Origin of the sequence: Thermomonas sp. S9 (assembly GCF_024704365.1) — a bacterium.
Taxonomy (GTDB): Bacteria; Pseudomonadota; Gammaproteobacteria; order Xanthomonadales; family Xanthomonadaceae; genus Thermomonas.
The window spans coordinates 1,575,358-1,595,631 of the sequence record NZ_JAJDFY010000001.1 but is presented as its reverse complement, the minus strand read 5'-3'; the positions used below and the strand labels follow the sequence as shown (position 1 = coordinate 1,595,631).

The 20,274-nt window shown below is 68.4% G+C and carries 28 protein-coding genes; 1 reads left to right on the top strand and 27 read right to left on the bottom strand.

Annotation, left to right across the window (positions count from 1 at the left end; genetic code table 11):
- Positions 1-16 precede the first annotated feature (16 nt).
- The 24 genes from LJB71_RS07990 to LJB71_RS07875 all read right to left on the bottom strand — a co-directional run bounded on the left by LJB71_RS07990 (position 17) and on the right by LJB71_RS07875 (position 18,117).
- The gene (locus tag LJB71_RS07990) at positions 17-883 is read right to left on the bottom strand and encodes a hypothetical protein (protein ID WP_259303778.1); all 867 of its coding nucleotides are present in this window, start codon (positions 881-883) and stop codon (positions 17-19) included.
- A 73-nt stretch (positions 884-956) separates the two neighbouring features.
- Complete coding sequence (locus LJB71_RS07985; protein WP_259303777.1) at positions 957-2,270, bottom strand: hypothetical protein; 1,314 nt, start codon at positions 2,268-2,270, stop codon at positions 957-959.
- A complete protein-coding gene (locus tag LJB71_RS07980; protein ID WP_259303776.1) occupies positions 2,270-2,959 on the bottom strand; it encodes a DUF6682 family protein in 690 nt (229 codons plus the stop codon). The genes LJB71_RS07985 and LJB71_RS07980 overlap by 1 nt, the downstream gene beginning before the upstream one ends.
- A 3-nt stretch (positions 2,960-2,962) precedes the next feature.
- Positions 2,963-3,481, bottom strand: a complete 519-nt coding sequence (locus tag LJB71_RS07975; RefSeq protein ID WP_259303775.1) for a hypothetical protein — start codon at positions 3,479-3,481, stop codon at positions 2,963-2,965.
- A gap of 75 nt (positions 3,482-3,556) precedes the next feature.
- Positions 3,557-3,991 (bottom strand): hypothetical protein, encoded by a 435-nt coding sequence (locus tag LJB71_RS07970; RefSeq protein WP_259303774.1) that lies wholly within the window; start codon positions 3,989-3,991, stop codon positions 3,557-3,559.
- An 87-nt stretch (positions 3,992-4,078) separates the two neighbouring features.
- On the bottom strand, positions 4,079-4,333 hold the full coding sequence (locus LJB71_RS07965; protein WP_259303773.1) for a DUF4043 family protein: 255 nt from the start codon (positions 4,331-4,333) through the stop codon (positions 4,079-4,081).
- Positions 4,334-4,357: 24 nt separating this feature from the next.
- Positions 4,358-5,182: a N4-gp56 family major capsid protein gene (locus LJB71_RS07960; protein ID WP_259303772.1), complete on the bottom strand. Its 825-nt coding sequence runs from the start codon at positions 5,180-5,182 to the stop codon at positions 4,358-4,360.
- Between the two features lie 85 nt (positions 5,183-5,267).
- Positions 5,268-5,480, bottom strand: a complete 213-nt coding sequence (locus LJB71_RS07955) for a hypothetical protein (protein WP_259303771.1) — start codon at positions 5,478-5,480, stop codon at positions 5,268-5,270.
- A gap of 4 nt (positions 5,481-5,484) precedes the next feature.
- Positions 5,485-6,384 (bottom strand): hypothetical protein, encoded by a 900-nt coding sequence (locus tag LJB71_RS07950; protein ID WP_259303770.1) that lies wholly within the window; start codon positions 6,382-6,384, stop codon positions 5,485-5,487.
- 536 nt (positions 6,385-6,920) lie between these two features.
- A complete protein-coding gene (locus LJB71_RS07945) occupies positions 6,921-8,564 on the bottom strand; it encodes a hypothetical protein (RefSeq protein WP_259303769.1) in 1,644 nt (547 codons plus the stop codon).
- A complete protein-coding gene (locus tag LJB71_RS07940) occupies positions 8,564-9,028 on the bottom strand; it encodes a hypothetical protein (RefSeq protein ID WP_259303768.1) in 465 nt (154 codons plus the stop codon). The genes LJB71_RS07945 and LJB71_RS07940 overlap by 1 nt, the downstream gene beginning before the upstream one ends.
- Positions 9,029-9,039: 11 nt before the next feature.
- A complete protein-coding gene (locus tag LJB71_RS07935; RefSeq protein ID WP_259303767.1) occupies positions 9,040-10,530 on the bottom strand; it encodes a DNA packaging protein in 1,491 nt (496 codons plus the stop codon).
- A 76-nt stretch (positions 10,531-10,606) separates the two neighbouring features.
- Positions 10,607-11,224: a terminase small subunit gene (locus LJB71_RS07930; RefSeq protein ID WP_259303766.1), complete on the bottom strand. Its 618-nt coding sequence runs from the start codon at positions 11,222-11,224 to the stop codon at positions 10,607-10,609.
- A gap of 109 nt (positions 11,225-11,333) precedes the next feature.
- Complete coding sequence (locus LJB71_RS07925; protein WP_259303765.1) at positions 11,334-12,488, bottom strand: hypothetical protein; 1,155 nt, start codon at positions 12,486-12,488, stop codon at positions 11,334-11,336.
- A 142-nt stretch (positions 12,489-12,630) separates the two neighbouring features.
- Positions 12,631-14,211 (bottom strand): hypothetical protein, encoded by a 1,581-nt coding sequence (locus LJB71_RS07920; RefSeq protein WP_259303764.1) that lies wholly within the window; start codon positions 14,209-14,211, stop codon positions 12,631-12,633.
- Positions 14,211-14,528, bottom strand: coding sequence for a hypothetical protein (locus LJB71_RS07915; RefSeq protein WP_259303763.1), 318 nt, complete (start codon positions 14,526-14,528; stop codon positions 14,211-14,213). Before LJB71_RS07915 ends, LJB71_RS07920 begins: the two co-directional genes overlap by 1 nt.
- A 59-nt stretch (positions 14,529-14,587) precedes the next feature.
- Positions 14,588-14,992, bottom strand: coding sequence for a hypothetical protein (locus LJB71_RS07910; protein ID WP_259303761.1), 405 nt, complete (start codon positions 14,990-14,992; stop codon positions 14,588-14,590).
- Positions 14,989-15,309: a hypothetical protein gene (locus tag LJB71_RS07905; protein ID WP_259303760.1), complete on the bottom strand. Its 321-nt coding sequence runs from the start codon at positions 15,307-15,309 to the stop codon at positions 14,989-14,991. The genes LJB71_RS07910 and LJB71_RS07905 overlap by 4 nt, the downstream gene beginning before the upstream one ends.
- 162 nt (positions 15,310-15,471) lie before the next feature.
- Entirely contained in the window at positions 15,472-15,783 is a 312-nt protein-coding gene (locus LJB71_RS07900; protein ID WP_259303759.1) for a hypothetical protein, read from the bottom strand.
- Positions 15,780-16,154, bottom strand: a complete 375-nt coding sequence (locus tag LJB71_RS07895; RefSeq protein ID WP_259303758.1) for a hypothetical protein — start codon at positions 16,152-16,154, stop codon at positions 15,780-15,782. The genes LJB71_RS07900 and LJB71_RS07895 overlap by 4 nt, the downstream gene beginning before the upstream one ends.
- A gap of 2 nt (positions 16,155-16,156) precedes the next feature.
- On the bottom strand, positions 16,157-16,381 hold the full coding sequence (locus LJB71_RS07890) for a KTSC domain-containing protein (RefSeq protein ID WP_259303757.1): 225 nt from the start codon (positions 16,379-16,381) through the stop codon (positions 16,157-16,159).
- Between the two features lie 9 nt (positions 16,382-16,390).
- Positions 16,391-17,215, bottom strand: a complete 825-nt coding sequence (locus tag LJB71_RS07885) for a hypothetical protein (protein WP_259303756.1) — start codon at positions 17,213-17,215, stop codon at positions 16,391-16,393.
- Positions 17,215-17,613 carry a hypothetical protein gene (locus tag LJB71_RS07880; RefSeq protein WP_259303755.1) on the bottom strand — a complete coding sequence of 133 codons (399 nt, stop codon included), beginning with the start codon at positions 17,611-17,613 and terminating at the stop codon, positions 17,215-17,217. The genes LJB71_RS07885 and LJB71_RS07880 overlap by 1 nt, the downstream gene beginning before the upstream one ends.
- Before the next feature lie 15 nt (positions 17,614-17,628).
- Positions 17,629-18,117, bottom strand: coding sequence for a hypothetical protein (locus tag LJB71_RS07875; RefSeq protein ID WP_259303754.1), 489 nt, complete (start codon positions 18,115-18,117; stop codon positions 17,629-17,631).
- A 268-nt stretch (positions 18,118-18,385) separates the two neighbouring features.
- Here LJB71_RS07875 and LJB71_RS07870 point away from each other — a divergent pair, with 268 nt between their 5' ends.
- Positions 18,386-18,694 carry a hypothetical protein gene (locus LJB71_RS07870; RefSeq protein ID WP_259303753.1) on the top strand — a complete coding sequence of 103 codons (309 nt, stop codon included), beginning with the start codon at positions 18,386-18,388 and terminating at the stop codon, positions 18,692-18,694.
- A 327-nt stretch (positions 18,695-19,021) separates the two neighbouring features.
- Here LJB71_RS07870 and LJB71_RS07865 read toward each other — a convergent pair whose 3' ends face one another.
- Genes LJB71_RS07865 through LJB71_RS07855 form a run of 3 tightly spaced genes read right to left on the bottom strand, consistent with a single transcriptional unit; the run spans position 19,022 to position 20,206 of the window.
- On the bottom strand, positions 19,022-19,216 hold the full coding sequence (locus LJB71_RS07865; RefSeq protein ID WP_259303752.1) for a hypothetical protein: 195 nt from the start codon (positions 19,214-19,216) through the stop codon (positions 19,022-19,024).
- Entirely contained in the window at positions 19,206-19,445 is a 240-nt protein-coding gene (locus LJB71_RS07860; RefSeq protein ID WP_259303751.1) for a hypothetical protein, read from the bottom strand. The genes LJB71_RS07865 and LJB71_RS07860 overlap by 11 nt, the downstream gene beginning before the upstream one ends.
- The gene (locus LJB71_RS07855) at positions 19,436-20,206 is read right to left on the bottom strand and encodes a hypothetical protein (protein ID WP_259303750.1); all 771 of its coding nucleotides are present in this window, start codon (positions 20,204-20,206) and stop codon (positions 19,436-19,438) included. Before LJB71_RS07855 ends, LJB71_RS07860 begins: the two co-directional genes overlap by 10 nt.
- Positions 20,207-20,274: the final 68 nt, after the last annotated feature.

Below are 20,274 nucleotides of genomic sequence, written 5' to 3'. Positions count from 1 at the left end.
CGGGCCAGCGCGCCATCTACCAGCGGCCTTGCGGGCACTTCGCCTGCGGCATCTGGGCCTTGGCCGGCATGAAACAGCCGCAGTCCCTGCAGCGCCGCATGGTCGCATCGAACGCCGGGCAGCGCCTGCAGATTTCCAGCCGCAGGCGCACCTTGTCGTGCTGGTCATTGGCATGGGCTGCCGACGCCTTCACGACCGAGTCCAGCCACGTTGCAGCCGGCACCACGACGCGCGCCAGAATCCAGCGCGCGCCGCGATGCCGCCACAGGTGCCAGCGTTTGCTTACCGCAAGGATCATGCGCTGGTCAGGGTCAGCGTGTAGCGGACCGAGTTCATCCGCGGCGACCACGTTTCGCGGCGAGGCGAAGCGCGCCGCGGCGAGCAGCAGACCGGAGGTTGACGACTTGCCCGAGTTGGACAGCAGCGCGCCGCCGTAGACCGTCTTGGTCGCGTTCATGGTGAACAGGGCGCGGTTGCTGGCGTTGTCGATCACGCCGGCCGTCGGGGTGCCCTCTTGGTACGAGACACGGGCGGTCTCGTCGTAGGCGGTGCATTCCGTGGCAGTGCTGGTGAAGTTCGCCGCGGTCATCGTGCTGCCGGGGGTCACATTGCCCTCGAACAGCGCCATGTACCAGGTCAGCACCTGCGCACCTCCGGCGACGACGGCGTTGAGGATGTGGTTCAGGCCCTCGGTCGGGATGACGTTGCTGCCGGCCACTCGTGCCAGCAGGTCGCCTTCGCGGCGGTGCTCGACGTCGAACACGCCCATCGGGATGGCGTTGATGCCGGCACCGATCAGGATGCCGCCGTCGCCGGTGGGCTCGAACTTGCGATTGGCGAGCGCGCGCAGGATCTCGCCCCGATGCTTCATCAGGTCGTTCATGGGTTCTCTCTTGGTGGTGACGCGCGTTCGGCGTCGGGTGGTCGCCTTTCGGCAGGATTCCCGTGGGGGCGGGTCAGGTTGGCCGGTGATCCCGGCGCTTGACGGTGGCATCTGCGCTATCGCTGGCGGCAGCCAGGTTGGCGGAGGCGCCAAAGGTGGAGGTCAGAAGCTGGTGGATCCCCTCGAACAGCATGAGCCCCGTGGCTCCCCGCTCGGCATCGACCGGGAGCGCCAGCGCGTCCTCGCGCAGGGGGAGGAGCTGGCCGCCTGGGAGGCCGATGCAGGGGATCCCGTTGCGCGCCATCCAGAAGGCGACGACGCCGGAGGTCTCGAGCCCGAAATAGCTGCCCGGCACGGTGCAGGACGTCCCCGGCACCGCGGCGTGCGGATAGCGCGCCTGCTGCTGCCAGTTTTCCGGGTCTGCGCCGGACATGAAGTAGGTTCGCTTGTGGTCGGCCACCCACACGCCCGCGCCCTCGGCGCCATCGCCGACGGGCTCCAGCAGGGTTGCCTCGCTGCCCAGCACCACATGGTTGTCCGGGGCCATGAGGCCAAGCCGGTAGGGCTCGGACCACACCAGCACGTTCCCGGCCAGCCCGAACAGGCGGGAATGGCCGTAGCGCAGGCATTGGACCGGCACCAGCGGGTGCAGCCACTGCGTTTCCAGCTTCGCGGTCGGCGTGAGGTTGCCCACGCTGGCGGTCGTCGCACTCACCGGCAGCTCGGCCTGCTGGTACAGCACATCGCCGTTCGGCGGGGTGACGTACAGGCGCCAGCGCACAGCGCCAAGCGGCGCAGCAGGCATGGTCACGGCCAGGCTTCCTCCGGTGGGCACATCGACGCCGACGGCGCCGGAGGCCCCGGACTCGCGGCCGGCCGCGTCCAGTGCGGTCACGCTCACCTCGTAGCGCCCAGCGGCCAGCGCCCCGGATCCGACCGCCAGCACGACGGGGTCCGGGGTGTCGATCCAGAACGGGTGCGCGGCCAGGTCCTCGTCGATCCTGCCGCCGGTGACGCCATTGCTCCACCACACGCTGAAATCGTCGCTGGCGAAGGTGCAGAACCGATCGCCCGGCGTGGCCAGCACCGCGTCCATGGTCAGGGATCCATCGGGCCCCTGCAGGTAGGACCGCAGCTCGCCGTCTACCACGGCAAACAGGCGGTGCGCTGAGGCGAACAGCGAGTGCGCCCGCCCGGGAACGCGCTGGGTCTGCCCTGGGCGGCGCATGGGCGCGCCAGTGCGGGACAGGGAGACGTTCACCGCTTCGCGCAGTGACGTCGGCTGGCCGTTCTCGTTCAGGGGGCCTTCTGTGTCGCTGGCGCGGGTGTTGAGCCCGCCCGGGAACCCGCCCTGCCGGACAAGCTCCTTGTCGCTGGTGCCGGCCATCAGAAATCCACCACCTTCATGCGGCGGCCGAGCGGGGACACGGACCACTGTTGCAGCGCCTGGATGGTGGGGCGTGGTCCGAATCGCTCCTCGAACTGCTGCAGGTGTAGGGCCGCACGCTCGGGGTCGTACAGCTCGGAGTCCTTGACCAGGTAGCACTCGTGCAGGACCCAGTGCTTGAGCACCATGGGGTCAGGCAGCAGGATCGCCGGCTCGTCGTCCATGTACTCGATCTGCTCCGATTCGTCCGGGAGGCGCCAGATCCGCAGCCGAAGCTCGGCAGCCTCGGCCGGCACGGGGAACAAGGTGACGGACTTCTGGGCCAGATCGAACACGATGTATTCCGGCCGGCCCTGCCGCGGCACGGCGTCGCTGCACCAGCCCGGTTCCAGCTTGTCCAGCATGGCCGCGGTGGTCCGCTTGAGCGGACTGCGCTGGCCAACGATATGGGCTGCCCGGACCACGAGGACCTCGGGCAGCAAGGTGTAGCGGCTGGTGCCCGCCATCAGCGGGACCACGCAGGCGGGGCCGGAGTCGTCCTGCAGGCAGCGGGTGCGGAGGGAAACCTCGGCGATGCCGCTATTGAGGGAGGCGAGCAGGAACTCGTTGGCGTACAGGTATGGCTCGACCGTGTCGTCGAGCATGACGCGCACGCCATTCGGACCTTCGAGGATCTGCTGCGCCTCCATCGGTCAGTCCTCCAGCGAGGACAGGGTGCCGTCCAGCAGGTTGACCACCTGCTGGCGCGGGCGCTCGGCCGCCTTCTCGTTGGCCAGGGCCTTCTCCAGGACCTCCCGGCTGGGCGTGTGCTTCTCGATCAGCTTCTTGATCGCCTGCGGCGTCGAGGACAGCAGCGCCATCACATCGGCGTCCACCTGCTGGGCGGCCTCGGTCGCCTTCTCGTTCGCTTCCTGCTGCGCGACAGCGGCCGCAGCTTCCTTCGCGGCCTTGTCCTCGGCCTCCTTGGCCTCCTTGGCGGCCTTCGCCGCGGCAGCATCGTCGCCGCCGGCGCCGCGTGCAATCGGCGGCTTGGGCGGGGTGTACTGCAGGTAGGCCTTCGGCAGCTTGAGCAGCGTCTCGATGGCCTTGGGGTCGTCCACCTCGGCCACGAACTTGTCGTCGGCGGTGCGGCTGAACACGTAGGCCTTGCCATGGACCGTGACCGTGCGGGTCGGCTTCTGGCTGGGCCGGATCAGGGACTGGATTTGCATTGTGGGGGTGCCTTCTCGGTAGATGGGGGAGGAACAGGGCGGCCGGTGCCGCCCTATCCCAGACCGCGGCCGTCGTCAGCTCGACTTCGGCACCGGGTACTGCGCGAGCTTGAGCGTCAGCTTCCCGCCCGCCGGCGCGGTGGCGGCGCCGGAGTTGATGAGCAGGTAGATGTCGCGGTCCTTCTCGTAGTCCACGCCCAGCGTTTCGCCGAGCTGGTACGCGGTGGAGGCGCTGCGGGCAAACGTGGCCGCGGTCAGCGCCACGTCGTTGAACAGCGTGTTGGCGTCGACATCGACGCAGACATCGACGTTCATGGCAGCCTGCGACCCGTTGGCGATCAGCTCGCAGTTGGCGACGTCCAGACGGTTGCCCGCCGCGAGGCGGCCGATCTTGACCTTGTCGCCGGCGCTGCGCACGTCGCAGACCCAGTCGTGGCGGGTGAACGCCGGCTCGCCGGCGCCGTCGGAAACGGCTTGCTGGTAGTAGCCAGCAGCAGTGATGGTGCTCATGGTGGTGATCCTTGTGGTTGAGGTGGCAGGCGCGATTCACCCCGCCGGCACGAGGCCGGCGGGCTACTCGCTGGGCAGGGCTGGAAATCAGCCCGGGTTGGCGGCGTAGGTGTCCAGCGACAGCATCCCGAAGTCGCGGCCGTTGAAGCGGCACTTCTTGATGCCCTCGATGGTCGAGGAGCTGATGACCACCTGGTTGCCGTTGTCGCGGGTCTCCTCGTGCCAGTCGTAGCGCAGGCCGCCGCCCGGGGAGCCGTAGGCCGAGACCAGCGCCTGGCGACCCATGAACAGCGCACGCGCGGCAGGCTGCAGGCCATCGGCGCCGGCGTTGGCGAACTTCACCACCGACTTGTGAGCTGTGCAGGATCACGTCGCGGTACATGCCCATGCCGCCGCGGCACAGCGGGGACTTGCGGCCCTCGCTGGTAGCCAGCGCCTTCTGGATGTCCAGCCACTGGCCCGTGTTGGTGTTGGTGCGCAGGTCGTGCTCCTGCCAGGTGTGCATGACGCAGACGTAGTGCTGCCCCCCTCGATGTTGATGGGGTGCATTTCCGCGATGCCATCGCCCTCGCCGCCCATGGTCTCGGCCTTGGTGACGGCGCGGTCAATCAGGCGCAGGTCCATCTTGTCGTCGGACGCGATGGTGTTGAACGCCGTCGCGTCGCCGCCGTAGATGCGGTGGTCGGCGTCCGGGGCCTGGAACGCATTGCCAGCGAAGCCGTTGAAGGTCGGCGACTTCTGCAGGTAGTTGTTCGAGCCGCGCGCGCCGGAGGCGTACATGAACTTGATCTCGTCGCGCCAGCGCGCCCACCAGCCGGCCATGAGCTGCTTGCCCGCGGCGCGCAGGTCGTGGAGCGTGCGCTTGCGGGTCATGCGGCCGCCGGCGTTGATGCCGCAACGGACCTGGTCGATGTAGATCTCGTCCTGGAAGTACCGGATGGACTCCTCGGTGCCTTCCTGGGTCGAGTCGCCATAGACCGGCTCCTGCTCGAGCTGGGCCAGCAGGTCGTACTTGATGGTGTCGCCTTCGTCGCTCTCCAGGTCGGTCAGGATCTGGATCGGGGTCTGGGCGTTCTGGCCCTTGCCGGCGAACCGGGAATCCCAGTAGGAATCCTTGACGGTGTCGACGAACAGGGCAGCGGAGAATCGCTTGACGGCCTGGGGGCTGTTCAAGCCGATGACGGTTTGCATGAGCGTGTCCTCGTGAGTGGCTGGGTTTTTGCAGTGCGGCGCTCTTGCGCCCAGCGGTTCACGCGCTCTTGCGCGAGGTATCGCGTCAGTCCGACTGCGGTACGGACCTGGTCAACAGGGGTCGGGGTGCGGAGGCCGTCTCGGCCTTCGCTGCTTGGGGCTTGGTGAGGTGGCGGACGGGCCGGTCGCTGTTGATACGCAGCCGCGCGCGCTGCCCGGAGGCGTGCTCGACGACGATGATGTCGTCGCCGATCTGCAGGGTGTCGCCCGGCCGGACAACGCGCGTCAGTGCGGGCATGGGATCAGTCGCGTCCGGTCGAGTTGGCGCCCGGGGCGGCGCGCAGGTAGCGTTCCCGCTGGGCTTCGCTCATGTTCGCCAGCGTGTCCTCCAGCTCGCCAATCGGCAGGTTGTCCAGCGCGTCGAACGTCTCGTTGCCGGTGATGGTCTCGCTGCGCGCTGCCGGCACGTCGCCCAGGTTCTGCCCGGGTCGCGGCTGCGCCCGGCTCTTGAGCGCGTCGACGATGGCGTCGTTGGCCGGCGCAGGCTTCTCGTAGCGGTGGTACTTCGCCACCTGCTCGTAGGCTGTGTTCAGCAGATCGGCATTGGTGATGGCCGGGTCGGTGCGCAGCAGGTCGTTGATGACGGTCTGCATGTCCCGCACGTAGAGCGGGTTGCCCATGAACTCGGCGTTGTCCTTGGCGAAGGCGTTGTAGTCGGCCACCCACGCCTCCTCGGCCGATTTAGCGGCCTCGGCGCGCGCGGCCTGCGCCTGCTCGAACGCAGACACGGCGGCTTGGTGCTCGGCCAGCGCCCGGGCATGCTCGGCCTGGCCGCTGCGGATCCGGTCCAGCTCGTGCTGGTAGTCCACGGCGTCCAGCAGGCCGTTTCGCATGTCCTCGTCGGCCTTGGCGCGCGCCGCGGCGAAGTCCTCCGGCGCGGCCGGCGGCTCGCCAGGCTCCTCGACGGCCGGCGCGGCCGCTGCGGCTTCGGCAGCGCGTGCCTCCTCGGCTTGCCGCTCCTGCTCCTGCCGTTCCTGCTCGGCACGCCGGGCTTCTTCGTCGGCGGCAGGATCACCACCAGCGGTCGCGTCCTGGTCCTTCGCTTCGAGCGCGGCACGCTCCTGTTCGGTCAGCTCGTCGGCGTTGAACTGGCGCGCGTCGTCGTCGCCGCCCGGCGAGCCGGGCAGATGTTCGATGGTCATGGTGGTGTGGCCTCTTACTGGGTGGGGGTTTGCTGCCGTCGTACAGGCGGTCGGCGGCGGGCACGACAGGGAGCGCCGCGTGCGCGATGCTCGCGGTGTCCAGGGCGTCGCGCTTGCCCTGGATGGTTTCCCGGGCTGCCGCCGCTTCATCGCGGGCGGCGCGGGCATTCTTGACCCGGGTGTCGGCGGCCATGGCGGCGCGCTCGATCTGCTTCTGGGCTTCGGCGTCGGCTTGCCGTGCGGCCTTTTCGGCCTGCGCCGCCTCGCTGTTTTCCTCGCCGGCGGGCGGCATGCCGAGCTTCTCGCGGACCACGTTCAGCATGGCCTGCTTGTTGGGGACGTCGGTCAGCTCCATGGCAAACGGCAACAGGGACAGGGCCACGTCCGGCGCGGTCGCGGCGATGTTGCCGACCAGCTCAAACATGGTTTCTGCCTGCGCCATGCGGATGGTTTCGCGGTAGTCCTGCTGGTCCACCACGAAATCGGCGGCGTGCTCGGTGATGTCGTTCTCGAAGCGCACCAGCCCGGTCAGCGGGTCATATTCCGGCCGGTTGACCATGATCCACTTGTTGGCGCCGTCCGGCCCCAAGATGCGGAACTGCTTGGGCATCGACATGAACTGCTCGATGTTGCTGAGCTGCTTCTCGCCGCTTAGCTGGACCGATAGCCGCAGGTTGTCGAACAGCTCCGCCGTCGATACCGCGCCCTGCTGCTGCTTGGCCAGGATGGCCTTGCCGCTGATGGCGTTGCTGGACTGGCCGACGTTCTCGCGGGTGACCCCGGAGACCTCCGAGGATGTTCTCCTTGTTCTCCTGCATGAGCTGGAAGTGGGCGGCCGCCAGCTCGGTGTTGTTGCGGATCTCGATGCGTTTGCCGGTCAGCGCGCCGTTGCGCACGCGCATGTGCCCGTCGGGCCGCGCCAGTTCCTCGAAGAACTCGTCCTCGCCATCCTCCAGCAGCGCACCATCCTCGTAGATCACCTGGTTGGTGGTCAGCAGGTGGAGGCTCTTGGAACGGCGCTTGTTGTAGTCGCGCTGCGGGTCGATGGCCTGCCGGACGGCGCCGTAGGGCGTGCCGTCGAGGCTGTCCCGGTAGCCCCAGACCGGGGTGAAGGGGAACTGCTTGTGCTTGTACGGGCTGTCCTTGACCTCGAGCAGGCCGCGCTCGCAGAAGAACGCGACGCGCATGGTCTCGGCGATGCCCTCGGTCAGGGTGTAGAGCGGGTTGCTCCTGGCCTCGAGGTGCGCGGGGTTGGTCTCGTCGAACTCGGCGTCGTTCAGCTCGGAGTAGTCGCCCAGCATCGACATCAGGCGCTTGACGCGGCGCGGCTCCCGATACCAGCACTCCCAGACCGGAACACGCTCGCGGGCGCGGCCCAGGAACGCGGCGTTGAGCCGCTGGGCGGTGGCCTGCGAACCGGCGAACAGCGCCGGCAGGATGCCGTCCTCCTCGACCAGCTCCAGCCCCGGTGCCAGGGTGGTGCGGGCGCAGGACTGCAGCGCGTCCGCCCGCTCGGGGAACATGGCCTTGGCGTAGTCGAGGTCGAGGTACTTCTTGCGGAAGATGAACCGGCAGTCCTTAAGCGCGGGGTCGCGGCTGTAGAAGTCGTGCCAGATGCCGCGCCAGTCCTGATAGCGGCTGGTGCAGGGCTCCTCGTCGCTGGCCGAGACTACACAGTCCTCCAGCCAGCCCAGGCCGGAAATGGCGGCATCGGCGAACGCCAGGCTGCGCTGCCAGCCCATCCGGTTGACGTCGCTGACGTACTTGAGGAGCTGCTTCTTGAGCTGGGCTCGCTCGACGTCATCCTCGGCGCGCGGCAGCACGTTCCAGTCGATGCGCGTCCTGCGCTCGGTGCCGATGATCCAGTCGATCATCAGCTTGATCTGATTGAACACCAGCGGTTCCTGCCCGCGGCTGCGCAGCGCGGCTTCCTCCTCGGGCGTCCACTGCCGGCCGTCGCGGAACTCATGGTCGCGCAGGCGCAGCAGGCGGTTTGCCGCCCATGCGTCCTCGGTCTCCTTGAGCCACGTCCAGATGCGCCGGAACAGCGCAGTGTTCTCCTCGTTGTCGAGCGGATGGCCCTCGTAGTTGTCGTCCACCAGCTCGCCGGTCATCGCATAGCGTTCGTCCGGGTCGTGGGCCGGAATGCGGGAGACCTCGATCAGGTTGCCGGTGGCCATCAGATGACCCTCTTTCCATCGACTTCGAGGAAGAACTCCAGGCCCTCGGCATCCAGCGCGGCCAGCCATTCGTCCAGCGTGCTGTCGATGCCGGTCTCGGGCTTGTGGTCCTTTAGGTCCTGCATGAAGTCGCACATGACGTCGAGCACGCGGAACCAGTCGGATTGCGTGGCGAAGCCGTAGAGCTGATTGGCGATGCCGATGGCAGCCTGCGTCGCGCGCTCCTGGTCGATCTGCGCCTGCCGCGACTGCAGGGCGAACGGCCGCGTGTCGAACTGCCACATCTGGCAGAACGGCAGGAGCACGCCGCGGGTCGGCGCGATCGCCCGGTACACGTACAGGCAGGCCTCGCGGCCACAGTGCCGGTGCGGGTCGGCATAGTGCAGCTCGACGCGCAGGTCGCCTTTCCTGCCGACGTAGCTGTGCCTCCGGCTACCGACCGGCGTGGTCTCGATCTTGTCCATGGGGCTCCTGGTCAGGCCGTCATTGCCGACCGCATGCGGTCAGCGCGGCGCTTCCGAGCTGCGCTCGGGCTCGTTGCTTGTGGTTTCTCGACCGGCTTGTCGAAGCCCTGCGCGCATTGGCGGAAGGCATCGGCTCCGTGATTGGCCCAGCTCTTGACCGGCCCGTCGGACCAGGTCTTTGTCTTTTCGTCGTACTTGGAGCAGTAGGCGCGCAGCGACAGCAGGCCGCCGCGGCCAGAGCCGGGCGAGGTCTCGCCGCAGCCGACGGCGTCGAACTTGCACCGCGCCAGCATCTGGCGGGTCATTTCGATGCCGTCCATGAGGTGCTCGATCCGCTCGACCACCTCCACGCGCCCGATCTTGAGGTCCTCGAGGACTTCCTTGCGGGTGCGGTTGTCGGTGACGCTCCAGTCCGAGTTGTTGCCGTCATGCGGCAGGTAGTGCGTGTGGAAGCGATAGCCCAGCTCGTCGCGCCACTTCTGGATCACGCGGGCGTAGTGGTCGGCGCCCTTGCCGCTGTTCTCGTAGTAGCGCAGGAAGTGCAGCCACGGGCCGACCTGCTGCATGACCCAGATGGCGGTCGAATCGCTGCGGCCGATGTCCCAGAACGTGTAGACCGGCAGGGCCGGGTTGTGCGGCAGGTCGCAGATGCGCCCTTCCCGCTCGATCGCCGCAAGCTCAGCGGCGTAGAACGCGCCCTCCACGCTGCCCTCGAACGCCTCCTCCGGGGTGGAGGGGTGTTCGCGCTTCATGGCGAACTTCTGCTCCTCGTACTTCTTGGCGTACCAAGCGCGCTGCGCCGGGAACAGGCGGCAGCCCATGGTGTCCTCGACCTTGGTGAAATACTTGGCCAGCTCCTCGCTGATGGGCACCTCGTCGACCTCGTCGGCGGGGAGCACGTTGCGGCGGTCCTGCCACCACGCGAAGAAGAAGAACTTGTAGTCCAGCTTGGTCAACTTCTTGGTGCCGGCCTGCACCTGGCGGTCCAGCGAAAGCGCCCGCTGGCACCGCTCGAAGTAGTCGCCGAAGGCCCCCATGGCCGTCGACTCGATGGTGACGAACGCATCCGGGCCGACGGCGTTCAGCGCGCCGGTGACCACCTCCTCCGCGCGCGCTGGGAACATCGAGACCATCGGCCCCAGCTCGGAGATGTGCAGGTACTGGAAGCGCCCGCCGCGGCCGGAGGCCGTGCAGATGATCCGGCTGCCGTTCGACAGCTCCAGGGTGGAGGACTCGTCGCGTTTGGTCGGCGCGATCTCGGCGCGCAGCCACGCGGGGAGGCGGTCATAGGCGTACAGGATCTTGGTGCGGAACTTCTCGACCGCGTCCTCCTTCTTGTGGAAGATCAGGCCGCATGCGGAGTTCGGCATGAACAGCGCGGTATCGAGCGATCGGATGCAGGCGTAGGTGGTGAAACCGTGCTGGCGCGACTTGAGGATCAGGTTGCGATACCAGGCCTCGTCGTCGAACTCCTCCTGCGCATCGTTGAGGCGGAACAGCACCTCCTCGCCCTGCTCGTTCTGGATCCGGTACAGGTTGTTGAAGCGCCAGATGCGGTCGCCCAGCAGGCGTCGAAGCTCAGCCCCGACGGCTTGCTGCAGGTCCTGGGCCAGTGTCTGCTCCTGTGGCGGCCAGCTCGGCCAATAGGCCGCTCAAGCCTTCGATGCGGTGGGTGTGCTCGACCTTCTCCGGCGCGTAGGCGCCAAGTGCGCGCAGCACCTTGTCGGCGGCCTCGACCTTGCCGATGAATTTCACCTTCTTGGTGCGGCCCAGGAATTCGGGGTCCTTGCCCTTGGTCCACTCCTCGAACACTTCAACGCTTGCCAAGGCCCGGCGCGCATGCTCAGGCCACCGCGTCACCGGTTTGATGCAATCGTTCTCGTCGAAGATGTCGATCGGATCGAAGCGCACCGAATGCGCCAGCTCACCCAACACCTCATGCACGCCAAGCACCGCCCCCTTGAGCGCGGCTCCGGCGAGGTAGGCCGCCACGTCAACGACGGCCTGCGGGATCTTCTGGTTCTTCTTGCGCGCCACGGACGCCGCATAGCCTGCGGTCAAGAACGCGGCCTCGTTGGACTTGGCCGTGGGCAGAGCTGCGGCGAGCGCGCGCTGCTTGTCGCTCAGCGACAGCCAGGCTTCGCGGATGTTTGCAGGCGCCGACTCGATCAGCGCCCCGTGGGGCTTGGTGGTCATAGGGATGGACGCTGGGGGGGCGTCAGTAGGTGGAAGTCAGGCTTACTGTAATTGTTCAACTGATTTGAGACAGTTTTTCACCTGATTTGAGACAGTTTCAGATGAAACTCTAGGTGTAGTAGAAAATCACGCGCCCAGCCGCGCCAGATTGCCCTGCCGTGAATCGGGCGCCGCCAGCACCACCAGCGCCTGCACTGTAGCCGCTCCACCCCACGATGGCCGTGCCTCCGGCGCCGCCTCCGGGGCCGACTGCCAGCCCGCCGACGTTCGGATACGTGTTCGTCACGTTCCCTCCAGACGGTGCCGCGGTAGCCGACATCGTGGTGATCGTCGCGGTTCCGCTGGTCACCGTGCTGGTGCCGCCGGCGTTGCCAGCGCCGGCGGGATATGCCCCGCCGGTGCCGCCCGCTCCTACCGTGTACATTAGAGTCTGACCGCCGCTGATCGAGTACACGGACTCGCAATACGATCCGCTATCGCCGCCATCGCCGCCGACGGCACCGTCGCCGGCGTCGCCGCCGCTGCCACCCGACCAGACGCAGATGCGCACCTGACTGCAACCGCTAGGCGCGGTCTCGGTGACGCTGCTGCCGCTGGTGTAGTCGCGCAGCACCGGAGTGAAGGGCGCGCCAGTCTCGACGGCGCAGGCCAGCATCTGCTGCATGGTCATCAGCTCACCCCCCGTGCCGCTGATGACCCAGCTATCCGTGCCCTCCTTGAGCAGGGTGGCCATGCCCCAGACGCCAAGCGTGGCATTGGCATCGGTGCCGCTGCCGGCCTTGCGCAGGGCGACGCCACTGCCTCGTGCGATGGTCACTGCGCCGGTGGCATTCGCATTGCGCAGGGTGATCATGGTGCCGACCGGGAACGCCACGCTGCTGTTCGGCGGGATCGTCCACGTATAGGCGGTGGTGTTGTTCTTGAGCACGCACTTGCCGCGGTCGGCCAGCGCCAGCGTGTAGGCGGCGTTCTGGGTGTTGATCGCCAGATCGCGGACGTGCCCGGCGCTGTCGGCCAGCGCGCCGGTGAAGGTCTTGTTCCCGGCGATCGACTGGTCGCCGGTCGTGCCTACGGCGTCGGTGATGCCGTAGCCGGCCAGCGTCGTGGCCCCCGAGCGGGGCAGCATATCGACGATGGCCGCGCCGACACGCACATAAATCTTCTTGTCCGCCGTGTTGAACGCCATTTCGCCGTCCGCAAGCGACGCCGTCGTCGGCACTACGCTCGCGGTCGTGCTTTTCTTCGGTTTGAGGATCGAGGCCATCAAGATTCCTTGTAGCTGACATTGCGCACGATCAGGCTGATGACACGCTGCGTTACGCCGAGCGCGTCAGCGACCGCGCTTTTCGCCGGTGAACTTCTTCATGCGATGCACGTTATGATGGTGGCGCTCAATCATAACGCACTCAATAGACGCCGCCGTCGAGCACAACGCCGTCGATGGTGCCGCCGGTGATCGCCACTGCGTTGGCGTTCTGGGTGGCCATCGTGCCGAGGCCCAGCGCGGTGCGCTGCGCGGTAGCGTCGGCCGCCGCCAGAATGGCCAGGCCGGCAGCGGTGATCGACCCCAGCGTCACCGTGTTGGCGGCGCTGAAGTAGGGGAACGTGTTGGCCGTGCCGGCCACGCCGCCCAGCGCGCGCCCGCCGGCGGTGAGCGAGAACGTGGCGAACGTGTCGGTGCCGGTCAGGTACAGGCCCTGGTTCGCGGCCGTGGCCAGGCCCGCCAGGTTCTGGAGCGTGGCGTCGTAGGCCTGCACCGTGCTGCCGATGTTCGCCGTGGTCAGCGCGCCGTCGATGTTGGTCTGGATGATCGCCCAGTTGGCGCCGACCGTCGCCTGCGTGCCGGCGGCGGTGCCGTCGGTGGTGCAGATCAGCATGTCGCCGGCCTCGACGTTCGGGCCGCTGGCGCCGCCGATCTTGCCGGCGACGCTGATCCGGTACGTGTGGCCGGCGTCAGCTGCCGGGTAGTTCGGGTTCGCGCTGGCGTTGATGACGCCCTTGAACACCATCGCGTCGTTGGCCGCGAGCAGACCATCGACATAGGTCTTGACCGCCTTCTGCGAGGCGATCGTGGTGTCGCTGTTCGCCGCCAGCGTGCCATCGGTGCTGAAGTCCAGCAGATCGGCGGTGCCGGAGCCGGTGAAGCGCGGCAACTTGTTCGCGGCGCTGGTCAGCCCGGCGAGCGCAGACAGTTCGGCATCCAGCGGCTGGTAAGTGCCAGAGAGGTCGGGCAGGTCGGCTGCGACGATGGTACGGAACGTCGGCGCGCCGGCCGCGCCGGTCGGGGCAGCGAGGAACGTCTTGGCCGTTTGGCTGGCGCTGAAGATTTCGGCGAGGCTCCACGCCACGTTAGCCGAGCCGTTGACGCTCTTGCCGGTACCGCCGACGGTCAGGGTGCGGGCGGTGGTCCACGTCGCCGCGGTGGCCACGTTCTTCGCCGCGTCCGCGGTGTTGTCTACGTTGCCCAGCCCGACATCGTTCTTCGTCAGCGCCAGCAGGGTCTTGACCTGGGTCGCGGTCAGGTCCTCCGGCGCGCCTGTGCCGGCCGTGGCGCGGCCCTTGATCGTCGCCGTGGCCACATTGGCCAGCTTGGCGTTGGTCACCACGCCGTTGTCGATGGTCCAGACCGTGCCGCTGCTGGAAATCGTGATGTCGCCCTTGTCGCCGTCCGGGATGCTGACCGAGGACACCGCGCCGTCGACGTAGGCCTTGGTGGCGGCATGGTCGCCGGCCGTGGGCGTGGGGACGGTGACGGTGCCGGTGAACGTCTTGTTGCCAGTCACCGTCTGCACGGTGGCGAGCGTCAGGAACGCCCCCTCGCCGCCGATGGGGATGATCGACGTGGCGTTTGCGCCGCCGTCGTCGCCGAAACCGTAGTAAAGGATCTTGTCGGCTTCGTTGAACGCGGGCTCGGCGCTCTTGAGCGCGGCCGGCGCGCCAGCGGCGCCACCGGAGGACCGGCGCTTGAGACGTAGGGTGATGGCCATCAGAAATTTCCTCCGTTCAGTATGTCCCCATCGGCCACGTACTGGCCGTGCGGGTCGGGGTCGGCCAGGTGGGAGGCGATGGCCGCACTGGCCGCGGCGATGGCGGCGCCCTCGGGGTCGGCGTTGACGTCGGGCGCGTCCAGCACCACGTCGCCTGTCCTGCCGTTCACGGTCGTCACCGCACCGGCGTCGCCGGGCGGCCCCTGCACGCCGGGTGACGACGCCCGCACGCTGCGCTGGGTATCGGCATCGACCAGCACGGCCGGGGACTGCTCCAGCACCTCCACGGTCTCGGATTGCTGCTCGACGGTTCGCACGGGGACAGGCTTGGCGACTACCAAGGTGCGGGTGGCACCCTGGCTGGTGACGACGGTCATCAGCGCGCGACCTCGCCCCGCACTGTCAGGACGCCTTCGACCAGCGGCAGGACGTATTCCCCGGTGCCATCGGGCTTGTGCAGCTCGATGGCGTATGCGTACTTGGCCTTCTTGGCGTTGCCGGCGTTCAGGGCCTCGTGCTGGTCGGGCCGCGCGACAATGCGCAGTCGGCCGGTGGCAGCCGTGTCCCAGACCAGCAAGGGGTTGGCGCCGGTGGTCGATGCCTCCAGCATGACCCCGGTCGTGCTGGTGCCGTAGCGTGTGGCCAGCGTCCGCACCTGCATGCGGGCCTCGTAGCCTGTCAGGTCGATCGGCAGGCCGTTCTCGTCCAGATAGGTGAACTCGTCCTCCCACGTCGCGCCGCGCTGCACGGTCAGCGCGCTATTGGCGGGCGTCCTGCTCACTTGCGGACCTTCTCACTCACGGTGGTATCTGCGTGCGCCTTGGCGAACAGGCGCGAGACCCAGCGACCGGTGATCGCGCTGCGGAAGCGACGCCACAGGCTGGGCTTGGGCTGCGGCGCCTCGGGAAGCGCGCGCGCCTCGGCCTGGAACTGTTCCTCGACCGTGGGGTGCTTCGGCTTGAACGCTACCGCGCGCGGGTTGTGTCGCAGCGCGCCATCGGCGACCTGTGTCGGGATCGGCTTGCGCTTGACCGACTTCTTCGGCGCGCACTTCTTCGCCGGCGCGGCGCGGCGCACGGGCTTCTTGGTCTTGGCCATGGGTCAGTCCTCGGGCAGCAGCGGCAGCGTGGCGCCGCGTTCAGGTTCGGATCGGGCCAGGCCGCAGTCAGTCGGCGTGGGGCAGTCCTTGAGCGGCTCGCCGCAGATGAAGCACCACGCGCCAGGGCTCGTGATGGGAAGCTCGTGGGGAAGCGGCACGGCTCAGGGCTTGGCGATCACGCCGGCCTTCACCAGCCGGTCGATGCACTGCTGGCATGCCTTGAGGCGCACGCCGCAGGTCCAGGTCTCTTTGCGCAAGGCCGGGACGGTGCCGTAGATCAGCCCGTCGATTGCCTTGGGGTCAGCCGGGTCGCCCTCCCAGCGCGCGCGGCTGGCGCAGGCCGAGTCGTCTGCGGTCTTGTCGTCCACGTAGCAGATGGCGTCGCACTGCGCCGGCACGGGATCCGGCTTGACGATCCAGCGCGGGCAGCCGGTCAGGCCCAGCAGCACCACGATCAGGGAGAGGCGGCTCACGGGTCGGCTCCTGCGTTCACAGCGTCCATGCGCTGCTTGCCGGGCGCGCACTGCGCGGGCAGCGGCGCCGGGCGCTGGGCGCCCTGCAGCTTGGCGACGCGCGCCTCGATGCGGCTCACGGCCTCGATCAGCCTGGGATCGTCCTTCTGCTTCTGCTTGGCAATGCTTGCCGCCACCTGCAGGCCGGCTTTCATCGCCGCGGACTGCAGCCGGTCGCCCTCGGACTTCACGTAGGCGCGGTGGTCGGCCCACTGGCGGACGTTGCCGGCGATGGACAGGCCCAGCAGGCCGAGCAGCACCAGCACGATCAGGATGGCCCAGGCCAGCATGCGCGCGGTTACGGCGCCGGCGGCCCGGTCCAGTACGCTCATGGTCAGATCGCCTTGAACTTGCCGTTGATGTGGGTGCCGTAGAACTGGCCCATGCTCTTTGCGGCCTTGAGCGCCTCGTAGGTCTCGGCCGGCACGTCGGCGTAGGTGTAGCGGCGGCCGCCGTTGAACACCAGCACCATCTTCTGGCTCGCACGGTCGTAGCCGTGGCCGACGATGGCGGTGGACTTGGACTCGGTGATCGGGATTTCGGGTTCCTTGGTAGACATGGTGGTCTCCTAGCGGATGACGAACGCGGCCTCGGCGCGGCGCCGCGCGCAGAGCCCGTTGTAGATGGGGGTGCCCTCCCAGACCCGGCACGAGGCGCGGAGCTGGTCGGCGGTGCATGGCGCGAGGTTCCCAGGCACGCAGGTGTCCCGGATGACGCGCATTTCGGTCTTGCGACTGCCGACGAAGCTGAACCCGCGGTTGTAGCCGTTGCCGGCGAGCCCGCGCTGGTGGTTCACGGTCAGGTCGTTCCAGCCGTTGCGGTAGGCCCGCGCGGCCATGGCCACGTAGCGCGGCCAGTCGTGGGTGGCGAACACGCGCAGGGCGTCGTCGTAGGCCACGCGGATCCCGCGATGCTCGGCACGCCACGCGGCGCAGCGGTCGGGGCCAACCTGCCCGGAAGCGGTGACCAGTTGGTCGATGGCCGGGTGCCAGCCCCACGCGGCGCGAATCGCGGCCGGCGTCTGGGTGCCGAGGTCGTAGCCGATGCCGATGGTCGGGCCGGACGCGCCGCCCGGGCAGATCACGCCCTGGTACTTGCGGACGTACTGCGCCTGCGAGGTGACCTCCCAGCGCACGACCAGCTCGAAGATAGCCGGATCCACCACGGTGGCCGGCGGTAGCGGCTCGACGGTGATGCTGTCGACCGCCTCGCGCAATGCCAGGACCGCCGGAACCGTGGCCTCGGCCCCGGCGGCCTGGACTTCCCCTACCTGGTCGGCCACTGCCTCCGCGGCGTCGGCAACGGCCGAATCGACGCTATGGGCGGCCTCCTGCTTGGATTCTGCGCAGCCCAGCAGCAGCGAGGCCGCCAGAACGAGCGCAGCGAGGCGCATCAGCCCTGCCACACCAGCAGCGCGCGCAGGATCAGGACCAGCAGCGCCAGGATCGAGAGCATTTCGCCGGCGAGAATCGAGAACGCGCCCCACTGGCTGCCCTCCTCCTCCCCGGCGACGATGCGCTGCAGGCGCGCGCGCTCGGTGTTGTCCAGGTTCCACTGCAGGCCCGTGGCCAAGCCGTAGGTCAGCGCGACGCCGATCAGGACCGGCAGGGAGCGGGTGCCAACCTCCATGACGTAGGCGACCAGGTCATCGAGCCCGCCGATCACGCGCAGGGCCAGCAGCAGCACCGCGGTGAAGGCCGGGACGTACAGCAGGGTCCAGCGCGCGGCGCGGCTCGGGACCAGCTTGCGGGAGAAGGCCTTGAGATTGGCCCAGAACTTCGGCTGCGGCATGGGGCGGGCCTCGGGTCAGACGGACAGGTATTTCGGGCGGCGCGCGGGCGGCGCGCCCCAGCACTTGGCGTTCGCGGCATCGTCCAGCCGCAGGTCGGGCGGCGGCGCTGCCTTGGCGCCTCGGATGCCCAGCAGCGCCAGGAAGGCGCCGAGCAGGATCACGGCGGCGGCTGTCACCACGCCCAGGACGATCTTGCCGACCGGCCCGGACCAGCCGCTGCGCTTGTCGGCGTCGGTCTTGAGCGCCTCCAGCATGCGGGTGTGGCCGGAATGCAGCTCGGTGTGCTGCCGCAGGGCTTCGCCGTGCGCCGCGAACTGGCGCTCCAGCGTGGCCACGCGGGCCGGAATCGACGTCATGGCCTCCAACCGGGCGGCCATCCCAGCCTGCTCGACGCGGATTGCGTGCAGGTCCTCGGTCTGTTTCGACTGGGCCCTGCGCAAGTCCAGCAGGGTCTCGCCCTGGTGCCGCAGCAGCTCGAGGATGGCGTCGGTGGGTTCGGACATGGGTTCGGTGCTCCTCGTGGCCAGCGGCCGGAACGTCGGTCGATGGCGCGGGGAGCGCCGCGGGAAGGTCCCGCGTCGGTGGGCGGGGGTGCAGATGTGGGCCGGTAGATCGTCGGCCCGGTGTGAGCGGACCATGCTTCGCGTGCGCAAACAGGGATTGTGGGTCGGCCGTACATCGCACCAGCGCGGCGGCGCCATCCGGCGGGGCCTTTCGAGGCGCATGCAGCGCCCGACGCGGGGTTAGGGAGCAGGATCGGGCCTAGCCTCGATGACTGAGGCCGCGTTCCTTGTATGTCTTGCGGCGGTGGCAGTTGGCGCAGCGCACATGGCACTTTCTAACCTCAATGGCCAGCCGTTGCACGCTGATGTTGCGCCTTACCACTCCTCCGATCTCAAAGTCTTTGCCGACCTGATGATCGAACTCCAAGACGACCGGGTCGGTCTCGCCGCAATCAACACATGGGTTTCGCAGCAGGTACTCAAGCAGCCACGCCTAGACAACTTTTCGGTTCTCAGCCTTCTGAGCCCTGGCGCGCGCGATCATCACAGCACGATTCTTTTGGTAGTGCCGTTGTGAGTATTCGCGCTGCTTTGCCGGGTCTCGCTTCCGGGTCATTGCGCCATCCTGCTGCAGAAATGGTCGAGGCCCGGGGGGATCCCGGGCCTCGATGCTGCTTCACTGGCATTGCCGGAGCGATGCTCGCTAGGGGCAGCTACCCATTGCGCGCCTTTGTACTGGGTTCCCCCTGTCCCGTCAAGGGGGCGCATAGGAAACCTTGCGGGCAGGTCAGCGGCGCTTACGGGGGGGCGGCGGCTTGCTGGCCTGGGCGACCTTGGAGGCCTGCCATTGGGCCGGGGTCTCGGTCGCGGGGGGGGTGAACGGGTTGCCTACCTTTTGCCTACCTCAGAACGGGGTGTTGGCGTCGGGCTCGGGGGGCAGCAGCCTGCGGTACTTGGCTTCCTCGGCGCGCAGGTTGGCCATGACGCGGGCCTTGGCCTCCTGCTTGCGCCAGTCGCTGCCGGTGGGGGTGTCCTCGACCACGCGCATGCGGCGGCGCACGTCGGCGATCTTGCGGTTGAGCCAGCCTTTACTGGCCATGGCCGTCCCCCTGGGCGATGACCGTGACCTTGACCAGCCGGTAGCCTCGGCGGCGCCAGTAGTCCCATTTCGTGCTTGGGCCGCGCTCCCAGAGGGCCATGAATGCCGCCTTCGCCTCGTTCCGGCGCGGGCGGATGGTGAACGGCACGATCCAGAACCTGGTGCTTGGCGCGCGGCCGCGGGCTTGGACGGCCCAGCCGATGACGATGGGAGCGGGCTTCACAGGCACCTCTTGATGAACCGGACGCCGCGCCATTCCAGCTCGCGCAGCAGGGTGAGGGCCGCCTCGTGGGTGTCGGCCATGTGGTTGGCGAAGTCCTGGCGGCGGATGCCGAGCGCCTGCGCGCGGCGGCCGCTTCCCCAGCTCAATGCGCCGGCGCCGGCGCAGTTTGGGCAGGTGTCCCAGCGCACTTCGATGACCTTGCCGTGCTCCTCCACCGGGACCGGGACCTGCCCTGCCCTGCCCCAGGGGGTGCAGGTGGTGCAGTGGCGGGGGTGGCGGAACTCGGCGATCACGACGCGCGCCCAGGCGGCGGCGGTGACGGGGTTCGTCACCCGGGCGTAAAGCCCATCGGGCAGGCGGGGCTGGATGTCGCCGCGGGCGCGTGGGGTGGACTCGGCGCGGTAGTGGCGGGAGAACCGGCCGTGCAGCTTGGTGGCCACGATCTGGGCCACGAACCGGAAGGATGGGGACTCGGCCGGCGCCTCGATCGGGATCTTCTCGACCACGGCCTTGCGGAGCGGCCTGCCGTTGGCGGCACGGTCCCTGGTGTTGATGTGGTGGACGATGGTGCGATGCCCGACCGTTTTCTGGACGCCGTCCATGAGCCCGGGCCACCAGCGCAGGGCGACGACCAGCACGGCGAGGCGCGGGCCGGGGCCGCGGGAGCACGCCAGCCCGAGCGCGCCGGCGACGTCCTCGGGGGTGATGTCCGGCATGCCGCCGCGTGAGCCCTGCAGGTTCAGGCTCTTGGGGTTGAGCTTGGCCATCTGCTTGGCCAGGTTCCGCGGGCTGGACTTCACTGGGGTCTCCGGGTCCGTTTCATGTGGAGCATGGG

What these genes read in the sequence shown, in the direction of transcription:
- LJB71_RS07990 (WP_259303778.1), bottom strand. Translation starts at nt 883, where the DNA reads ATGAACGACCTGATGAAGCATCGGGGCGAGATCCTGCGCGCGCTCGCC.
- LJB71_RS07985 (WP_259303777.1), bottom strand. Translation starts at nt 2,270, where the DNA reads ATGGCCGGCACCAGCGACAAGGAGCTTGTCCGGCAGGGCGGGTTCCCG.
- LJB71_RS07980 (WP_259303776.1), bottom strand. Translation starts at nt 2,959, where the DNA reads ATGGAGGCGCAGCAGATCCTCGAAGGTCCGAATGGCGTGCGCGTCATG.
- LJB71_RS07975 (WP_259303775.1), bottom strand. Translation starts at nt 3,481, where the DNA reads ATGCAAATCCAGTCCCTGATCCGGCCCAGCCAGAAGCCGACCCGCACG.
- LJB71_RS07970 (WP_259303774.1), bottom strand. Translation starts at nt 3,991, where the DNA reads ATGAGCACCATCACTGCTGCTGGCTACTACCAGCAAGCCGTTTCCGAC.
- LJB71_RS07960 (WP_259303772.1), bottom strand. Translation starts at nt 5,182, where the DNA reads ATGCAAACCGTCATCGGCTTGAACAGCCCCCAGGCCGTCAAGCGATTC.
- LJB71_RS07955 (WP_259303771.1), bottom strand. Translation starts at nt 5,480, where the DNA reads ATGCCCGCACTGACGCGCGTTGTCCGGCCGGGCGACACCCTGCAGATC.
- LJB71_RS07950 (WP_259303770.1), bottom strand. Translation starts at nt 6,384, where the DNA reads ATGACCATCGAACATCTGCCCGGCTCGCCGGGCGGCGACGACGACGCG.
- LJB71_RS07945 (WP_259303769.1), bottom strand. Translation starts at nt 8,564, where the DNA reads ATGGCCACCGGCAACCTGATCGAGGTCTCCCGCATTCCGGCCCACGAC.
- LJB71_RS07940 (WP_259303768.1), bottom strand. Translation starts at nt 9,028, where the DNA reads ATGGACAAGATCGAGACCACGCCGGTCGGTAGCCGGAGGCACAGCTAC.
- LJB71_RS07930 (WP_259303766.1), bottom strand. Translation starts at nt 11,224, where the DNA reads ATGACCACCAAGCCCCACGGGGCGCTGATCGAGTCGGCGCCTGCAAAC.
- LJB71_RS07925 (WP_259303765.1), bottom strand. Translation starts at nt 12,488, where the DNA reads ATGGCCTCGATCCTCAAACCGAAGAAAAGCACGACCGCGAGCGTAGTG.
- LJB71_RS07920 (WP_259303764.1), bottom strand. Translation starts at nt 14,211, where the DNA reads ATGGCCATCACCCTACGTCTCAAGCGCCGGTCCTCCGGTGGCGCCGCT.
- LJB71_RS07905 (WP_259303760.1), bottom strand. Translation starts at nt 15,309, where the DNA reads ATGGCCAAGACCAAGAAGCCCGTGCGCCGCGCCGCGCCGGCGAAGAAG.
- LJB71_RS07895 (WP_259303758.1), bottom strand. Translation starts at nt 16,154, where the DNA reads ATGAGCGTACTGGACCGGGCCGCCGGCGCCGTAACCGCGCGCATGCTG.
- LJB71_RS07890 (WP_259303757.1), bottom strand. Translation starts at nt 16,381, where the DNA reads ATGTCTACCAAGGAACCCGAAATCCCGATCACCGAGTCCAAGTCCACC.
- LJB71_RS07885 (WP_259303756.1), bottom strand. Translation starts at nt 17,215, where the DNA reads ATGCGCCTCGCTGCGCTCGTTCTGGCGGCCTCGCTGCTGCTGGGCTGC.
- LJB71_RS07880 (WP_259303755.1), bottom strand. Translation starts at nt 17,613, where the DNA reads ATGCCGCAGCCGAAGTTCTGGGCCAATCTCAAGGCCTTCTCCCGCAAG.
- LJB71_RS07875 (WP_259303754.1), bottom strand. Translation starts at nt 18,117, where the DNA reads ATGTCCGAACCCACCGACGCCATCCTCGAGCTGCTGCGGCACCAGGGC.
- LJB71_RS07870 (WP_259303753.1), top strand. Translation starts at nt 18,386, where the DNA reads ATGACTGAGGCCGCGTTCCTTGTATGTCTTGCGGCGGTGGCAGTTGGC.
- LJB71_RS07865 (WP_259303752.1), bottom strand. Translation starts at nt 19,216, where the DNA reads ATGGCCAGTAAAGGCTGGCTCAACCGCAAGATCGCCGACGTGCGCCGC.
- LJB71_RS07855 (WP_259303750.1), bottom strand. Translation starts at nt 20,206, where the DNA reads ATGGCCAAGCTCAACCCCAAGAGCCTGAACCTGCAGGGCTCACGCGGC.